Annotated in this window: 14 protein-coding genes; 9 read left to right on the forward strand and 5 right to left on the reverse strand. The window is 72.1% G+C overall.

Features of this window, described 5'->3' with window-relative positions:
• Positions 1-321: 321 nt before the first annotated feature.
• Together IH80_RS0133765 and IH80_RS0133770 are read right to left on the reverse strand one after the other, a co-directional pair.
• The gene (locus tag IH80_RS0133765) at positions 322-999 is read right to left on the reverse strand and encodes a DUF4129 domain-containing protein (RefSeq protein ID WP_037881922.1); all 678 of its coding nucleotides are present in this window, start codon (positions 997-999) and stop codon (positions 322-324) included.
• A gap of 10 nt (positions 1,000-1,009) precedes the next feature.
• Positions 1,010-2,248, reverse strand: coding sequence for a glycerophosphoryl diester phosphodiesterase membrane domain-containing protein (locus IH80_RS0133770; protein WP_030965540.1), 1,239 nt, complete (start codon positions 2,246-2,248; stop codon positions 1,010-1,012).
• A gap of 234 nt (positions 2,249-2,482) precedes the next feature.
• Between IH80_RS0133770 and mtrA the strand changes: the two genes are divergently transcribed.
• The 6 genes from mtrA (at position 2,483) to IH80_RS0133800 (ending at position 9,809) form a co-directional block, all read left to right on the forward strand.
• On the forward strand, positions 2,483-3,172 hold the full coding sequence (gene mtrA, locus IH80_RS0133775) for a two-component system response regulator MtrA (protein WP_199819346.1): 690 nt from the start codon (positions 2,483-2,485) through the stop codon (positions 3,170-3,172).
• Between the two features lie 88 nt (positions 3,173-3,260).
• Complete coding sequence (gene mtrB / locus IH80_RS0133780) at positions 3,261-5,123, forward strand: MtrAB system histidine kinase MtrB (protein ID WP_037881924.1); 1,863 nt, start codon at positions 3,261-3,263, stop codon at positions 5,121-5,123.
• Positions 5,113-6,993, forward strand: a complete 1,881-nt coding sequence (locus IH80_RS0133785; RefSeq protein WP_051810229.1) for an LpqB family beta-propeller domain-containing protein — start codon at positions 5,113-5,115, stop codon at positions 6,991-6,993. The genes mtrB and IH80_RS0133785 overlap by 11 nt, the downstream gene beginning before the upstream one ends.
• Positions 6,994-7,069: 76 nt before the next feature.
• Positions 7,070-7,828, forward strand: a complete 759-nt coding sequence (locus tag IH80_RS0133790) for a ComF family protein (RefSeq protein ID WP_030965545.1) — start codon at positions 7,070-7,072, stop codon at positions 7,826-7,828.
• A 342-nt stretch (positions 7,829-8,170) separates the two neighbouring features.
• Positions 8,171-8,866, forward strand: a complete 696-nt coding sequence (gene hpf / locus IH80_RS0133795; RefSeq protein ID WP_030965548.1) for a ribosome hibernation-promoting factor, HPF/YfiA family — start codon at positions 8,171-8,173, stop codon at positions 8,864-8,866.
• 190 nt (positions 8,867-9,056) lie between these two features.
• A complete protein-coding gene (locus IH80_RS0133800) occupies positions 9,057-9,809 on the forward strand; it encodes a response regulator (protein ID WP_030965549.1) in 753 nt (250 codons plus the stop codon).
• A gap of 70 nt (positions 9,810-9,879) precedes the next feature.
• Here the strand turns inward: IH80_RS0133800 and IH80_RS0133805 are convergent, their stop codons facing one another.
• On the reverse strand, positions 9,880-11,061 hold the full coding sequence (locus IH80_RS0133805; protein WP_030965550.1) for a winged helix-turn-helix domain-containing protein: 1,182 nt from the start codon (positions 11,059-11,061) through the stop codon (positions 9,880-9,882).
• Positions 11,062-11,108: 47 nt separating this feature from the next.
• Positions 11,109-11,684, reverse strand: a complete 576-nt coding sequence (locus IH80_RS0133810; RefSeq protein WP_030965552.1) for a GNAT family N-acetyltransferase — start codon at positions 11,682-11,684, stop codon at positions 11,109-11,111.
• Between the two features lie 239 nt (positions 11,685-11,923).
• On the opposite strand from IH80_RS0133810, the gene secA reads away from it, so the two are divergent.
• Positions 11,924-14,719: a preprotein translocase subunit SecA gene (gene secA, locus IH80_RS0133815; protein WP_030965553.1), complete on the forward strand. Its 2,796-nt coding sequence runs from the start codon at positions 11,924-11,926 to the stop codon at positions 14,717-14,719.
• Positions 14,720-14,931: 212 nt separating this feature from the next.
• On the opposite strand, the gene IH80_RS41185 is transcribed toward secA, so the two are convergent.
• The gene (locus IH80_RS41185) at positions 14,932-15,414 is read right to left on the reverse strand and encodes an Rv3235 family protein (protein ID WP_234432470.1); all 483 of its coding nucleotides are present in this window, start codon (positions 15,412-15,414) and stop codon (positions 14,932-14,934) included.
• Positions 15,415-15,726: 312 nt separating this feature from the next.
• Between IH80_RS41185 and IH80_RS0133825 the strand changes: the two genes are divergently transcribed.
• The gene (locus IH80_RS0133825) at positions 15,727-16,227 is read left to right on the forward strand and encodes a DUF6912 family protein (protein ID WP_030965556.1); all 501 of its coding nucleotides are present in this window, start codon (positions 15,727-15,729) and stop codon (positions 16,225-16,227) included.
• The gene (locus tag IH80_RS0133830) at positions 16,224-16,889 is read left to right on the forward strand and encodes an HAD family hydrolase (RefSeq protein WP_030965557.1); all 666 of its coding nucleotides are present in this window, start codon (positions 16,224-16,226) and stop codon (positions 16,887-16,889) included. The genes IH80_RS0133825 and IH80_RS0133830 overlap by 4 nt, the downstream gene beginning before the upstream one ends.
• The last annotated feature ends 296 nt before the right edge of the window (positions 16,890-17,185 follow it).

Raw genomic sequence — 17,185 nt, forward strand, 5'->3', positions numbered from 1 at the left:
CGTGGGCGGGGGGGGGGGCGGGGGCGGTTCCGGCGGGGCCCGGCGCGCGCCGGGGCGTCTCCTCGGGCGCCGAACGGTTCTCGGGGCCGGAAAGTGCGGCGGCGGTGCGTTCGGCGCCCTGCGGGGATCGCCCCGGCACACACCCGTCCCCACCGGAACCTCGGGTGGTGGACGGTGCCTGACCGGGGTCCTGCGGGGATTGCTTCGGGGTAGACCCGTCTGCACCGGAAGGGGGGGGTCGTTCCGGGAGGTTTCCGGGCCTGCCGGAACCCTGGGTGGGTGGGGTTCGGTCCGGGTTCTGGGGGTCCGGGGTGGGGCCGGTCATGCGGTGGGTCCCGTCAGGAGCGGCTTGGTGCGGGCCAGGGTGAGGTCGAGGGTGCGCAGGCGGGCGTAGGTGTCGGCGTCGGCGGTGCGGCCGCCGTAGGTGACGTCGTCGAAGGTGCGGGCGGCGGCGCGGAGGGCGGCGGCGTGGTCGGGGAGGGACACGGCGGCCTCGGCGGCGGCCTCGTCGGCGGTGCGGCCCGGGCGGGGGTCCAGCAGGGTGCGCTCCTCCAGGGAGCGGACGACGGCGCGCATGCGTTCCTGGACGGCTTCCGTCCAGCGGCCGGCGGTGGCGTGGGCCTCGGCGGTGGTGCGGTGGTCGGCCGCGCTGCGGACGCCGTCGTCGAAGAGGGTGCCCGTGGAGGTGGCGGTGCGGCGGGGGGAGCCCAGGCGCCACCACAGGGCGGCGACGGCGAGGACGACCAGGAGGAGGACGGCGACCAGGCCCACGGCGCCTCCGGGGGTCGCCCCGGAGGCGGCGCCGAACAGGTCGTCGAGCCAGTCGAAGAACGCGCGCAGGGCGCGGTCGAGCAGGTTCGGGTCGTTCTCGTGGTACATCGGCTTGGACAGTTCGCGTTCCGCCGCCTCCTGGGCGGGTGTGCGCGGTGTCGTCACCGGTGGTGTCTCCCCGGCCGGCAGGAGTGCCGCGGTGCGGGTGATGAGGCCCCCCGTGCTCATCATCGGTGGGTCAGCCTCCGGTCGTGCCGTAGTTCTCGATGCCGGCCGCCCGGGCGAGTTCCAGGTCGAGGCCCTCGCGGCGGATGCGCTGGTCGACGTAGAGCAGGACGGTGACGCCGGACTGGATGGGCATGATGATCGTCTGGGCGATGATCAGGCCGATGCCGGAGAAGATCAGCGACCCCCAGGCGGTCTGGGCGCTGCCGTCCTCCAGGGAGTCGATACCGCCGCCGAAGGCGAAGATGCCGATCATCTGGAACGGCGCCACGACCATCAGCGCGACCATGAAGGCGATCAGGGCCGTGAGGACCGTGATGCCGAAGACGCGCCACCACGCGCCGCGGACGAGCTTCGAGGAGCGCGCGAAGGCCTTGATGACGGTGCTCTTCTCCAGCATCAGGGCGGGAGAGGCCAGGCTGAACTTGATCCCGAGCCAGATGATGAGCGGTACCCAGGCGACGAAGCCGGCGACGGCCAGGCCGATGTTGCCCGCGAGGGCTCCCGGCAGGACCAGTACGGCGCCGAGCAGGACGATGCCGAGGGCCAGCAGCAGGGTCAGGCCGATCAGGCGCAGCAGCTGGGGGCGGGCCTCGCGCCAGGCGGCGGAGACCGAGGAGTGCTGTCCGAGGATGGCCCGGCTGAAGATCATCGTGAGCATCGCGGTGACCACGATCGTCCCGAGGACCTGGATGAACTGGTTCACGACCGAGACGGCGAGGGAGCTGCCGAGGGTGTCGATCGCCTCCTCGGCGGTCATGTCCTCGGTGGAGCTGATGGGCAGGTCGTTCAGCATGAACTTCTGCACGAGCACGCTGATCACCTGGATGACCGTGGCCACGACCAGGGTGATGGGCACGACGGAGCGCCAGTGCGTGCGCATGGTGGCGACCGAGCCGTCGAGGATCTCGCCGAGGCCCAGCGGGCGCAGCGGGATGACACCGGGTTTGGCGGCGGGCGGCTGGTGGCCCCACTGGCCCGGGCCGCCGGGGTGGGAGTACTGGCCGCCGGGCTGCTGTCCCCAGCCGGTGGCGGGCTGTGCCGGGGGCCGGGGGGTGTCGGCGGGAGGTGTCGCGCCGGGGCTCGACCACTGGCCGGGCGGTGGCTGCTCGGCGGACCACTTGGGGTCGCCGGCGGGCCGTGCGGGCCGGTGCGCGCCGCCGTCGTCGGCCGGCCGGTCGGCGGGGGTCCCCTGCCGATCGCCGTCGGACGGAGAGGATCCGGGCGTAGCCCAGCCCGGAGAGTCGTTCATCGTCGCTCCTTCACATCCACCTGCTGCGGCGGGGGCGCTGGTCGCTGCCATCGTGCCACGTGAGGACCCCGAACGGACCAGCCGTCCCCCCGGATACCCGGTGGCCCGTGCCTTCCATTGTCGCCCGGATCGGTGGCGGGCCGGGCGGGCCGATCTCCACGCAGGTGGGAGGGGCGATTTCCAGCCCTTTTGGCTGTGGGACAGCTCACCGCCGGGTCACGATTGGCTAATGGGATGATGTCAAACATGAAGGGACGCGTCCTTGTCGTCGACGACGACACCGCGCTGGCCGAGATGCTCGGCATTGTGCTGCGGGGAGAAGGTTTTGAGCCGTCGTTCGTAGCGGACGGTGACAAGGCACTTGCTGCCTTCCGGGAGGCGAAGCCCGACCTGGTCCTGCTGGACCTCATGCTGCCCGGACGGGACGGCATAGAGGTGTGCAGGCTGATCCGGGCCGAGTCCGGCGTGCCGATCGTCATGCTGACCGCCAAGAGCGACACGGTGGACGTGGTCGTGGGCCTGGAGTCCGGGGCCGACGACTACATCGTCAAGCCGTTCAAGCCGAAGGAGCTGGTGGCCCGTATCCGTGCCCGTCTGCGCCGTTCGGAGGAGCCGGCGCCCGAGCAGCTGACCATCGGTGACCTGGTCATCGACGTGGCCGGGCACTCGGTCAAGCGCGACGGCGCCTCGATCGCCCTGACCCCGCTCGAGTTCGACCTGCTGGTCGCGCTCGCGCGCAAGCCCTGGCAGGTCTTCACCCGCGAGGTGCTGCTGGAGCAGGTCTGGGGCTACCGGCACGCGGCGGACACCCGTCTGGTCAACGTGCACGTGCAGCGTCTGCGCTCCAAGGTCGAGAAGGACCCGGAGCGTCCCGAGATCGTCGTGACGGTGCGTGGTGTCGGCTACAAGGCCGGACCCAGCTGACGTGCAGTCCGGTACCTCGGGCAGGGTCCGGGGCGGTTCCCGCCTGTGGACCGGCAGGCTGCTCCGGGACGGGGCGCCCGCCGGCAGGATGCTGCGGCTGTTCGTACGTCTCGTACGCCGGCCGTTGCTTCCGGCTGTCCGGCTGTGGCGGCGCAACATCCAGCTGCGGGTGGTCGCCGCCACGCTGCTGATCTCGCTCTCGGTGGTCCTGGCCCTCGGCTTCGTGGTCATCGCGCAGGTCAGCAAGGGGCTCCTCGACGCGAAGGAGGAGGCCGCGCAGAGCCAGGCCGCGGGCGGTTTCGCGGTCGCGCAGGAGAAGGCCAACACGCCCGCGACCGTGGACGGGCCCGACGCGACCGACAACAAGGTCGGCCGTGACGCCAGTACGTGGATGAACTCGCTGGTCAAACAGCTGGCCAGTGGTGGTCAGACCGCCTTCGAGGTGGCCGCGCTCGGTGCCGGCACCGGGGAGCAGCCGCAGCCCGGCGCCCAGGGCGTCCGCGGCGCCCGCGCCTCCGGGAACGTGGATCCGACCGCCAGCGTGCCGATCAGTCTGCGCCGGGCCGTCAACCACGCCACCGGCACGTTCAAGACGTTCTCCGAGATCCGCTACACCAGCGGGGCGGAGCAGAAGCAGCCCGAACCGGCGCTGGTCGTCGGCAAGCGGCTGACGGACATCAACGGGGATCCGTACGACCTGTACTACCTCTTCCCGCTGACCCAGGAGGAGGAGTCCCTCAACCTGGTCAAGAGCACCATCGCCACCGCCGGGCTGTTCGTCGTGGTCCTGCTGAGCGGTATCGCCTGGCTCGTCGTGCGCCAGGTCGTGAGTCCCGTACGGATGGCCGCCGGGATCGCCGAGCGGCTCTCGGCGGGCCGGCTCCAGGAACGGATGAAGGTCACCGGCGAGGACGACATCGCCCGCCTGGGCGAGGCCTTCAACAAGATGGCGCAGAACCTCCAGAACAAGATCCAGCAGCTGGAGGAGCTGTCCCGGATGCAGCGCCGGTTCGTCTCGGACGTCAGCCACGAGCTGCGGACGCCGCTGACGACGGTGCGGATGGCCGCCGACGTCATCCACGACGCACGTGTCGACTTCGATCCGGTGACCGCGCGCTCCGCCGAGCTGCTCGCCGGGCAGCTCGACCGCTTCGAGTCGCTCCTCGCGGACCTGCTGGAGATCAGCCGCTTCGACGCGGGGGCGGCGGCCCTGGAGGCCGAGCCGATCGACCTGCGGGAGGTGGTGCGCCGCGTCATCGACGGGGCGGAGCCGCTGGCGGAGCACAAGGGCACCCGGATCCGGGTCCTCGGCGACTCCCAGCCGGTGATCGCCGAGGCCGATTCGCGGCGCGTCGAGCGGGTGCTGCGCAACCTCGTCGTCAACGCCGTGGAGCACGGTGAGGGCCGTGACGTGGTGGTGCGGCTGGCGTCCGCGGGTGGCGCCGTGGCCGTCGCGGTACGGGACTACGGCGTCGGGCTCAAGCCCGGCGAGGCGACCCGCGTCTTCAACCGTTTCTGGCGGGCCGACCCGGCGAGGGCGCGTACGACCGGCGGGACCGGCCTCGGCCTGTCCATCGCCGTCGAGGACGCCCGGCTGCACGGCGGCTGGCTGCAGGCCTGGGGCGAGCCGGGCGGCGGCTCGCAGTTCCGGCTGACGCTGCCGCGCACCGCCGACGAGCCGCTGCGGGGCTCGCCGATTCCGCTGGAGCCCGAGGACTCGCGGGCCAACCGGGCCAGGGCCGCGGCGGACGCCGCGGCAGCGGCCTCCGGCAGCGGGGCGGAACGTCCGCCGGCCGACGCCGGGGACCGCTCGCCGATACCGCCGCGGCCGCCGGTCGCCGGGGGGCTGTCGGTGCCCGCCGACCCGACGGCCCTGCCGGGGAGCGGGGCCCGGGTCGTGGCGCGCCCGGCCGAACAGGCACAACAGGAGGATCGAGCCGATGGACGGTGAGCCCGTGGACGCGCGGTGGGGGAGCGCACGGGTGAGGGGCCGACGCCTGCGCACGGCGCGCGCGTACGCCTTCGGGACGGCCGGGCTGCTCCTGGCGGGCTGCGCCTCGATGCCCAGCAGTGGCGAGATCCGCGCGGTGCAGGCCTCGCAGGGCGTGGACTCGCAGGTACGGGTGTTCGGGGTGCCGCCCGCGGACAAGGCCACCCCGGCGGAGATCGTCGACGGCTTCCTGGAGGCGATGACCAGCGACGACCCGCAATTGGAGACCGCCCGCAAGTACCTGACGCCGGCTGCCGCGAAGTCCTGGAAGCCGGGCTCGGCCGTCACCGTGCTCTCCTCCGGCCTCAACCGGGTCGCGGTGCGGGGCGAGAAGGACCCAGAGGGGCCGCGCTGGAAGGTGACCGGCAAGAAGCTCGCGACCGTCGACGAGCACAGTGCGTACCAGCCGCAGACCGGGGCCAGGGAGTACGAGGAGCAGCTCCAGCTCGTCCAGGACGAGGACAAGCAGTGGCGGATCTCGACCCCGCCGAGCGGTCTGGTGCTCAGCGAGTCGGACTTCCAGCGCATCTACATGCCGGTGAACAAGTACTACTTCGCGGGCGGCACGCTCGTCGCGGACCCGGTCTACGTGCGCCAGCGCACCGATCCCGATTCGCGGATGGACCCGACCACGCAGACCGTGCAGTCGCTGCTCGCAGGGCCGTCCCGGTGGCTCGCGCCGGTCGTGGAGTCCAGCTTCCCCACCGGTACGGAACTGCGCACGGGCACCAAGTCCCTGTCGTACGACGGCCAGAACACGCTGCGCGTGCCGCTCAACGACAAGGTGGGCAACATCGCGCAGCCGCAGTGCAAGAAGATGGCCACGCAACTCCTGTACACCGTCAAGGATCTGACGGGGTCCCGGCTCGACCAGGTCGAACTGCTGCGCTCCTCCGACGACAAGACGACGTCGCTGTGCTCGGTGACCTCGGTGAGCGCGGACGCGATCGCCAGGCGGCCGAAGTTGCCCGACTACCAATACTTCGTCGACAACGAGAAGCGGCTGGTCCGGATGAAGCTCGACGTCGGCAGCGAGGACCAGCAGACCCGTACCGAACCGGTGCCGGGGCCGCTGGCGACCGTTCCGGTGTTCAAGGTCAGCTCGGCCGCGGTCTCGCACGACGAGCAGCGCGCGGCCGTGGTTTCCGAGGACGGACACGGGCTGTACGTGGTGCCGATGGTCGGGGGCGGGCCGATGCCGGCGCAGGTGCCGATCGGGCGGGGCGGCAAGGCGGAGACGCTGACGGCGCCGAGCTGGGACGCGTCGGGGGACCTGTGGGTCGCGGACCGGGATCCGCAGCATCCGGGGCTGTGGCGGGTGCCGGGCGGTACCGGTACGCCCGAGCGGGTGCAGGTGGCGGGGCTCGACGGGCGGCGGATCGTCTCGCTGAAGGCGTCCGCCGACGGGGCGCGCATCGCGCTGCTGCTGGAGCAGGACGCCAACAGCAAGATCCTTTACATCGGGCGGGTCGAGCGGCCCGACGCCAAGGGCGACATCTCGGCGGTGTCGGTGCGCGAGCTGCGCCCGGCGGCCCCGCAGATGGCCGACGTGACGGCGATGAGCTGGGCGCCGCGGGGCCGGCTGCTGGTCGTGGGCCGGGAGAAGGGCGGGGTGCAGCAGGCCCGCTACATGCTCGCCGACGGCTCGATGGTCGCGGCGAGCCTGCCGGGGGCCACGGGGCTGTCCGAGGTCGCGGTCGCGGCGGCCGAGGACGAGTCCAAGCCGAAGCCGGTGGTGGCGTACTCGGAGGACGGGATCGTCTGGCTGCCGCCGGGGGCGCAGTGGCGCACGGTGGCCGCGGGCGGCCGGTCCCCGGTCTACCCGGGCTGAGGCGCGGCCGGCCGGCGTCCTCGGCCGGCCGTCCACAGGGGTGGCGGCCCGGGGGCCGGGCCGCCAGTGTGGAGCCATGCGGGGGTGGTGGCAGGAGCTCGCCGGGCTGGTCCTGCCGGTGGACTGCGCCGGGTGCGGGGCCGCCCGCGTGCTGGTGTGCGACGGCTGCCGGGGCGCGCTCAGCGGGGCCGCGGCGGGCCCGGTGCGGCCGTCTCCGCGCCCCGAGGGGCTCCCGGTGGTGCGGGCCGCCGCCGTCTACGAGGGAGCCGTACGGGCCGTCCTGCTGGCCCACAAGGAGCGTGGGGCGCTCCCGCTGGCCGGGGTGCTGGGCGGTGCGCTGGCGGCGGCCGTCCTGGCGGGCGGGACGGGGCCCGGGCCGGGTGAGGTGGCACTGGTGCCGGTCCCGTCGGCGCGGCGGCAGGTGCGGGCGCGCGGGCACGATCCGGCGCGCAGGATCGCCCTGGCCGCGGCGGGGCGGCTGCGGCGGGCAGGGGTTCCCGCGCGGGTGGCGCCCGTACTGGTGCTGCGGCGGGCGGTGGCCGACCAGGCGGGGCTGGGGGCCCGGCAGCGCCGGGAGAACCTGGCGGGGGCGCTGGCGGTGCGCCGGGACGGGGTGCGGCTGACGCGCGGGGCCCGGATCGTACTCGTGGACGACGTGGTCACGACGGGGGCGACGCTGGCCGAGGCGGCGCGGGCGGTCCGTGCGGGGGGCCTGGTGGTGGGAGCCGTGGCGGGAGAGCCGCAGGGGGCGGGGCCCGGGGCTGTGCTGCGGGCAGCGGTGGTCGCCGCGCCGGCGGATTCCTTCGCGGGGGCTGTCGGCGCGGCGGACCGGTGACCTGCGACGTGACCCGCAACGTGTCCGGGCGGAAAATCCCGTGAATACATTTGGAACTGTGGGGGAAGGCCCATCGTTGCAGGTAGTACGAGGGAACGGCCACTGGACTGGAAGTACGTGCCAGTAGCGGGTGCCGACAACCGTCATACAGGGATATGTTCGGTTGTAAGGAACTCAGGAGGCTGTTCTCTCGACTCCGAAGTCGGTGGGGTGTAGATCTTGCCGATGGGGGAGGAGGAGGTGAAAGTCGCCAAGTCCGAGGCTCCGGCCTTCACCGGAGTCTGGTGCGAAAGGGAGACGCTTCGCCCCGTCGGGCGGAGCTATCCGGGAACGGAGTTCTGCGTGGACATCGTCGTCAAGGGCCGCAAGACCGAGGTGCCCGAGCGGTTCCGCAAGCACGTGGCCGAGAAGCTGAATCCGGAGCGGATCCAGAAGCTCGACGCCAAGGTGATCAGCTTGGACGTCGAGGTGTCCAAGGAGCACAACCCGCGCCAGGCCGACCGTTCCGACCGCGTGGAGATCACCCTGCGTTCGCGGGGCCCGGTGATCCGGGCCGAGGCCGCCGCCGCCGACCCGTACGCGGCGCTCGACCTCGCTCAGGACAAGCTGGAGGCCCGGCTGCGCAAGCAGCACGACAAGCGTTACACCCGCCGTGGCAACGGCCGGCTCTCGGCGGCAGAGGTCGCCGACGTCGTGCCGGGCGTCGCGTCGCTGAACGGCAGCGGCCAGCCGGTCACCGAGGAGAAGACGGACGACGTTCCGATCACCCGGATCGGATCCATCGAAGTGCAGGGCGAAGGCCCGCTCATCGTCCGCGAGAAGACCCACTCGGCCGCGCCCATGTCGCTCGACCAGGCTCTGTACGAGATGGAGCTGGTCGGCCACGACTTCTATCTGTTCGTCGACTCCGAGACGAAGCTGCCCAGTGTCGTCTACCGGCGTCACGCCTATGACTACGGCGTCATCCACGTGAACCCCGACGGGGCCTCCAGCTCGGAGGAGCCGCGGGGCGGCGCGGGTGGCGCGCTCGGCGGCTGAGCAGACCGTTCGCTGCCCCCGCGGGACGCTTCGGCGTCTCCGCGGGGGCACCTGCATGACGGGTATGAGCCAGCAGCTCCGCCGGCTTCCCCCGCGACGTGGTGCGGGCATGGAATCATGGCGGGCAGTCAGCCGGCTGCGGAGCGTGTCCGGTTGGCCCGGCAGCTCAGCACATGCAGGGGGAGGGACGATGGCGGACAGCTTCGGTCCGGTACGCGCGGACGACGGCGCGGCCTGCCGCGGGGCGGACCCGTCGGGGGAAACCGCCGGTGCACCGGCCGGGGAGCCCATCCGGGTGCTCGTGGTCGACGACCACGCACTCTTCCGGCGGGGACTGGAGATCGTCCTCGCGCAGGAGGAGGACATCCAGGTCGTCGGCGAGGCCGGGGACGGCGCCGAGGCGGTGGACAAGGCGGCCGACCTGTTGCCGGACATCGTGCTCATGGACGTGCGGATGCCCCGGCGCGGCGGCATCGAGGCCTGCACCTCGATCAAGGAGGTGGCCCCCTCCGCGAAGATCATCATGCTGACGATCAGTGACGAGGAGGCGGACCTCTACGACGCGATCAAGGCGGGCGCGACCGGGTACCTGCTGAAGGAGATCTCCACGGACGAGGTGGCCACGGCGATCCGGGCGGTGGCCGACGGCCAGTCGCAGATCAGCCCGTCGATGGCGTCGAAGCTCCTCACCGAGTTCAAGTCGATGATCCAGCGGACCGACGAGCGGCGGCTGGTGCCCGCGCCGAGGCTGACGGACCGCGAGCTCGAAGTCCTCAAGCTGGTGGCCACCGGCATGAACAACCGCGACATCGCGAAGGAGTTGTTCATCTCCGAGAACACCGTGAAGAACCACGTCCGCAACATCCTGGAGAAGCTCCAGCTGCACTCCAGGATGGAGGCCGTGGTCTACGCGATGCGGGAGAAGATCCTGGAGATCCGCTAGGTCGTCTCCCGCAACTCCGCAGACCGGCAGACCCGCGGGCCCGCGGGCCCGCAGACCCGCGGGGGTCCGGTCAGCTGCCCAGCGCCGCCAGTTCGGCCGTCACCGCCGCCGCCTCGGCGGCGGTCTGCGCGCGCTCCACGCGGACCGCGTCGCAGCCGACCCATTCCGCCGCCTCCCGCAGGGCCCGCGCCATCGGGGCCGCGGCCGCGGGAGAAGTCAGGGAGAGCTGCCGGGCGACCAGCGTGCCGCCCTCGCGGGCCGGGTCGACGCGGCCCTGGAGCCGCCCGCCCGCCAGCAGCGGCATCGCGAAGTACCCGTGTATCCGCTTCGGCTTGGGCACGTACGCCTCCAGCCGGTGGGTGAAGCCGAAGATCCGCTCCGTGCGGGGACGGTCCCACACCAGGGAGTCGAACGGGGACAGCAGCGTCGTGCGGTGGCGGCCCCGGGGAGCCGTCGCGAGGGCCGACGGGTCCGCCCACGCGGGCTTGGACCAGCCCTCCACCTCCACCGGCACCAGTCCCGAGTCCTCGACCACCGCGTCGAACTGCTCCCCCTTGAGCCGGTGGTAGTCCGCGATGTCGGCGCGGGTGCCGACGCCGAGGGACCGGCCCGCCAGGGCGACCAGGCGGCGCAGGCACTCGCGGTCGTCCAGGTCGTCGTGGAGCAGCGCGTCGGGCACGGCCCGCTCGGGGAGGTCGTAGACCCGCTTCCAGCCGCGGCGCTCGCTGCACACCACCTCACCGGTGTCGAGGAGCCACTCCACGGCGATCTTGGTCTCGGACCATTCGAACCACTCGCCGCCGTTCTTGGCGCCGCCCAGTTCGGTGGAGGTCAGCGGGCCGTCCGTCCTCAGCCGGTCCAGGACCGCCCGCGTCGAGTGCTGCTTGTCCTGGAGGATGTGCCAGCGGTGGCCGCGCGTGCGGTTGGCCCGGCGGCGGAAGGCGAAATGCGGCCATTCCTCGATGGGGAGGATGCAGGCCGCGTGCGACCAGTACTCGAAGGCGTGCCGCTCGGTCCAGTAGGCCTTCTCCACCGTGTCCCGGCCGACCGCGCCGAGCCGGGCGTACGGGATCAGCTCGTGCGAACGGGCCAGCACCGAGATGGTGTCGAGCTGGACGGCGCCCAGGTGGCGCAGGACCCCGCGGACCCCGCCGCGCCGGTCGGGGGCTCCGAGGAAGCCCTGCGCGCGCAGGGCGATCCGGCGGGCGTCGTCGGCGGACAGGGACACGGTCGGCGGCGGCAGGCTGGTCATGCGCCGAGCGTAGGCGGTGCCACTGACAGCGGGGCCGGACCAGGACGTCAGGGCGTGGGTGACGGCAGGTACGGAAGGTGCGAGGGCAGGCCGAGGTCGGACGGGAGCAGGGAGCCGACCCGGCAGTCGCGCAGGGTGCCGCGGTGGGAGATCCCGGCGCGCAGGACCCCTTCCATCCGGAAGCCGGCCTTCTCCGCGACGGCCCGGGAGGCCGCGTTGTCCGGCTCGGCCCGCCACTCCAGGCGTCCCGCACCCAGCTCGGTGAAGGCCCAGCGGGCGGCGGCGCCGACGGCCTCGGTGACGTAGCCCCGGCCCCGGTGCTCCTTCACCGCCCAGAAGCCGATCTCGAACACGGCCTCGCCGCGCGGGTGCACGCCCAGGGCCGCCACCAGCGGGCCGCCGGCCCCGAGCCGGACCGCGAAGCTGTACGCGCCGTCGTCGCGCCAGCCGGCCGGGACGGTCTCGTTCACCCAGGTGTCCGCGTGCGCGTGCCCGTAGGGGGAGGGGACCTCGTTCCAGCGCTGGATCTCGGGGTCCTGGCAGGCTGCGTAGACCTCGGGGGCGTCCTCGGGGGCGAAGGGCCTGAGCACGAGGCGTCCGGTGGTCAGTGTGGTGGGCTCCATGCGCGGATTCTGCTGCCGCCGCGGCGCCGGGGGCGAACACTTTTCGGGAATCCCTCCGGGCGATGCGGCACCTTCGGTGTCCCCCGTACGTTCTCAATCCGGGCACCGTGCCCTCATGGGAACGGCGGACCTCCCGACGCGACCGCGTCCTCGCTTACGATGGCCGTTGCGGTGGGGCCCACCTGCCGTGCCCGTGTACGTACAGTGCCCAGGCCCGACCGGCAAGGAGACAAACCTCGGTGTCCGTCTTCAACAAGCTCATGCGTGCAGGCGAAGGCAAGATCCTGCGCAAACTGCACCGCATCGCGGACCAGGTCAACTCCATCGAAGAGGACTTCGTCAACCTCTCCGACGCCGAGTTGCGGGCGCTCACGGACGAGTACAAGCAGCGCTACCAGGACGGTGAGAGCCTGGACGACCTGCTGCCCGAGGCCTTCGCCACCGTCCGTGAGGCGGCCAAGCGCGTCCTCGGCCAGCGCCACTACGACGTCCAGATCATGGGTGGCGCGGCGCTGCACCTCGGGTACGTCGCCGAGATGAAGACCGGTGAGGGCAAGACCCTCGTCGGCACCCTGCCCGCGTACCTGAACGCGCTGTCCGGCAAGGGCGTCCACCTGATCACGGTGAACGACTACCTGGCCGAGCGCGACTCCGAGATGATGGGCCGCGTCCACAGGTTCCTGGGCCTGTCCGTGGGCTGCATCCTGGCGAACATGTCGCCGGCGCAGCGGCGCGAGCAGTACAACTGCGACATCACCTACGGCACGAACAACGAGTTCGGCTTCGACTACCTGCGCGACAACATGGCGTGGTCGCAGGACGAGCTCGTCCAGCGCGGCCACAACTTCGCCGTGGTCGACGAGGTCGACTCGATCCTCGTCGACGAGGCCCGTACCCCGCTGATCATCTCCGGTCCCGCGGACCAGGCCACGAAGTGGTACGCGGACTTCGCGAAGCTGGTCACCCGCCTGACCAAGGGCGAGGCGGGCCAGCCGCTCAAGGGCATCGAGGAGACCGGCGACTACGAGGTCGACGAGAAGAAGCGCACCGTCGGCATCCACGAGGCCGGTGTCGCCAAGGTCGAGGACTGGCTCGGCATCGAGAACCTCTACGAGTCGGTGAACACCCCGCTCGTCGGCTACCTGAACAACGCCATCAAGGCGAAGGAACTGTTCAAGAAGGACAAGGACTACGTCGTCATCGACGGCGAAGTCATGATCGTCGACGAGCACACCGGCCGTATCCTCGCCGGCCGCCGCTACAACGAGGGCATGCACCAGGCGATCGAGGCGAAGGAAGGGGTGGACATCAAGGACGAGAACCAGACCCTCGCCACGATCACCCTGCAGAACTTCTTCCGCCTGTACTCGAAGCTCTCGGGCATGACCGGCACGGCCATGACCGAGGCCGCCGAGTTCCACCAGATCTACAAGCTCGGTGTCGTCCCGATCCCGACGAACCGGCCGATGCAGCGCGTGGACCAGGCCGACCTGATCTACCGCACCGAGGTCGCCAAGTTCGCCGCCGTGGTCGACGACATCGCGGAGAAGCACGAGAAGGGCCAGCCGATCCTCGTCGGTACGACGTCGGTCGAGAAGTCCGAGTACCTCTCCCAGCAGCTCTCCAAGCGCGGCATCCCGCACGAGGTCCTCAACGCCAAGCACCACGAGCGCGAGGCCACGATCGTCGCCCAGGCCGGCCGCCGCGGCGCGGTCACCGTCGCCACGAACATGGCCGGCCGCGGTACCGACATCAAGCTCGGCGGCAACCCGGACGACCTCGCCGAGGCCGAGCTGCGCCAGCAGGGCCTGGACCCGGAGGAGCACATCGAGGAGTGGGCACACGCCCTCCCCGCGGCGCTCACCCGTGCCGAGGCCGCCGTGAAGGCGGAGTTCGAGGAGGTCAAGGGGCTCGGCGGGCTGTACGTGCTGGGCACCGAGCGCCACGAGTCGCGCCGTATCGACAACCAGCTGCGCGGCCGTTCCGGCCGCCAGGGCGACCCGGGCGAGTCCCGTTTCTACCTGTCGCTGGGTGACGACCTGATGCGCCTGTTCAAGGCGCAGATGGTGGAGCGCGTCATGGCGATGGCGAACGTTCCGGACGACGTCCCGATCGAGAACAAGATGGTGACGCGCGCGATCGCGTCGGCCCAGTCGCAGGTCGAGACCCAGAACTTCGAGACGCGCAAGAACGTCCTGAAGTACGACGAGGTGCTCAACAACCAGCGCGAGGTCATCTACCGGGAGCGCCGCCGCGTTCTGGAGGGCGAGGACCTCCAGGAGCAGGTGCACCACATGATGGACGACACCATCGACGCGTACATCGCGGCCGAGACGGTCGAGGGCTTCGCCGAGGAGTGGGACCTGGAGCGCCTGTGGAACGCGTTCCGGCAGCTCTACCCGGTGAAGGTCACCATCGAGGAGCTGGAGGAGGCTGCGGGCGACCGCGCCGGCATCACCGCCGAGTTCATCGCGGAGTCCGTCAAGGACGACATCCACGAGCAGTACGAGGCCCGCGAGAAGGCCCTCGGCTCCGAGATCATGCGTGAGCTGGAGCGGCGCGTGGTCCTGTCGGTGCTGGACCGCAAGTGGCGCGAGCACCTGTACGAGATGGACTACCTGCAGGAGGGCATCGGCCTGCGGGCGATGGCCCAGAAGGACCCGCTGGTCGAGTACCAGCGTGAGGGCTTCGACATGTTCAACGCCATGCAGGAGGGCATCAAGGAGGAGTCCGTCGGCTACCTGTTCAACCTGGAGGTCCAGGTCGAGCAGCAGGTCGAGGAGCTTCCGGTGCAGGACGCCGCGCCGTCGCTGACGAAGGAGCCGGCGGCCGCGGCCGCCCGCCCGGAGATCCGGGCGAAGGGGCTGGACGCGCCGCAGCGTCCGGACCGGCTGCACTTCTCCGCGCCGACGGTCGACGGTGAGGGCGGCGTGATCGAGGGCGACTTCGAGAGCGACGCGGCCGGCGACGGGATGACGCGGGCCGAGCGCCGCAAGGCGCAGAAGGCCGCGGGCGGGCGTCGCCGCAAGAAGTGACCCGCTGCCGGGTCGAGCGTCGGCCGGGGCCGGACACCCTATGGTGTCCGGCCCCGGCCGTTTCGCTCCCGCGGGGGCGGCCGACGAGTGCCTTGCCGGGTGCGGGGCCGTGGCGGGGGCGCTGCCGGCGGGCCCCCGCGCCTCGAAGGCCGACGGGGCCGGGGTGGGGCAGCGAGGCTGAGAGAGGGGGCTCGGCACGGCTGGGAGGGCCTCTACGGGAGCGGGCCCTGGATTTCGATGGCTGCGCAGCGCCAGCGGAGGTCCGGGCCCTGTTCGAGGCGGAAGGCCATTGCCGTCACGCGGTCGCCGGTGGCGATGCGGGCGAAGGCCTCGATGACGCCCGGCCCGGGGATGAAGCGGCCGCACCGGCGGACCACCGGGCGCAGGCGTTCGCGCAGGGGGTCCGCCGGAGCCAGGGTGACCAGCTGCTGGTAGGCGGGGCCGACGGTGTGGCCCAGGAGTGAGTGGACCGGGCGCATGCCGCTGATCACCGCCAGCAGGCGTTCGGCGAACCAGTGGTGCGGGCCGACGTGCGGCGGGCGGGCCGGCCCCCGCGCCGCTGCGGGCCCCGCGGGAGGCGCGGGGGGTGCCGGGCGGCGTTGGTCGCGCCGGCCGGCGGGGCGGGTTCCGGAGCGGCCCGTGGGGCGGCGGCGGCCGCCGTTGCTGCCGATCGTGCCGCGCGTCGTGGTGTCCATCGCGATCTGCCCCCGAACAGGCCGGGCCCGGAGCGGTACCGGGCGGTAACTTGATGGGGATCTTCTACGGTCGGCGAACACGCTCCGCAACCAGCGCTCGGCGCCGGCCCCGGGCCGGCCGGGTTCACCTATCCGAGTGCGCGGCCCCCGCCACAGGAGCGGGACGGCGGGGCATCGGGGCCGCGGGTGGACGGGCCCCCCGCGGGCCGTAGCAGCCCGATGGGGGACGGCGGCCGTCACCCTGCCGGACCCCGGCCGGCCACCTCCGAGTCGTATCCTGGGTTGGTTTCCGACTACCGAAAGCAGCCGGCCATGCGCGTGTACGTCCCCCTGACCCTCTCCGGGCTCGCCGAGGTGCACAAGGCGGGTGAGCTGGGCCCCGCCCCGCTGCGGGCGTACGCCGTCACCCCCGGCCTGCGCGAGTGGTACGTTTCGGACGACATCGAGGAGCTGGAGTACGCGGCCCTGGGCCGGGCTGCGGCCGCCTCGCTGCGGCTGCTCGCCGCCGACCCCGGCGCACCCCGCCGCCGCGTCGTCGTCGCCCTCGACGTCGACGACAAGGCCGCCACCGCCACCCCCGGCGTCGACGAGGCCACCCTCGGCCAGGTGAGCCTCACCGCCGCCGTACGGCTCACCGTGGCCGCCGCCGTGCACGTGGACGCCGACGACGCCGACGAGGACGTCGCCGCCGCCGCGCTGGCCCTGCCCGCCGCCGACGGCGGGGACGAGGACGCGCAGTTCACCGTCGACGGGGCCGAGGACCACGAGCTGCTCTGGTTCGGCGTCCAGGAGATCCCGGGGCTGCTGAAGTGACCCACACGAACCACATCGTCTGGGACTGGAACGGCACGCTGCTCCACGACATCGACGCCGTCATCACCGCCACCAACGCTTCCTTCGCCGAACTCGGCTTCGCGCCGATCACCCTGGAGACGTACCGCGAGCTGTACGTCGTACCGGTGCCGAAGTTCTACGAGCGCCTCATGGGACGGCTGCCCACCGACGAGGAGTGGCTCGTCATGGACGAGACCTTCCACCGCCACTACTGGGCCGCCGCCGCGGACTCCGGCCTCGCCGAGGGCGCCCGGGAACTGCTCCGAGACTGGCAGCGCGACGGGCTCACCCAGTCCCTGCTGTCCCTCGCGCCCCACGACAGGCTCGTACCGCTGGTGCGGTCCCACGGCATCGACGGGCACTTCCTGCGCGTCGACGGGCGGACCGGCCCCTCCCACACCTCCAAGGCGGGACATCTCGTACGCCACCTGCAGGCCCTGGACGCGACGGGGGTGAGCGCCGGCCGTACGGTCCTCATCGGGGACGCCGTGGACGACGCGCTCGCCGCCGCACACGTCGGCGCCCGGGCCGTGCTCTACACGGGCGGTTCGCACAGCCGCCGCAGTCTGGAATCAGCCGGAGTGCCGGTCGTGGACAGCCTGGCGGAAGCCGTTCTGACAGCTCGCGAGCTGACCGAATAGCGACTGGACAGGCCGCTGCACGGACGGCCTGCCGCGTCGCTGGCCAGAGTGTCAAAGTTCCACCCCAAGATTTGTACAGATGCAGCGAATGACGACCTGGGGGTAGGTCGGGATAGCCTTGTACCCGTGATCAGCGCGATATCCCACGGGGGCACTGGAGCCCCCGGCCTGCGCCCGGCGTACGACAGTGCCCGGGCCATCGCTGATCCCCGCCACCGGGACCGTCAGCCGATCTTGGCTCATTCCCTCCCGGTCGGCTCTCTCGACGGCATAGCGTCGATTCGGAACGGACACCC

The organism is Streptomyces sp. NRRL S-378, assembly GCF_000720645.1.
In the GTDB taxonomy this organism is placed as follows: domain Bacteria; phylum Actinomycetota; class Actinomycetes; order Streptomycetales; family Streptomycetaceae; genus Streptomyces.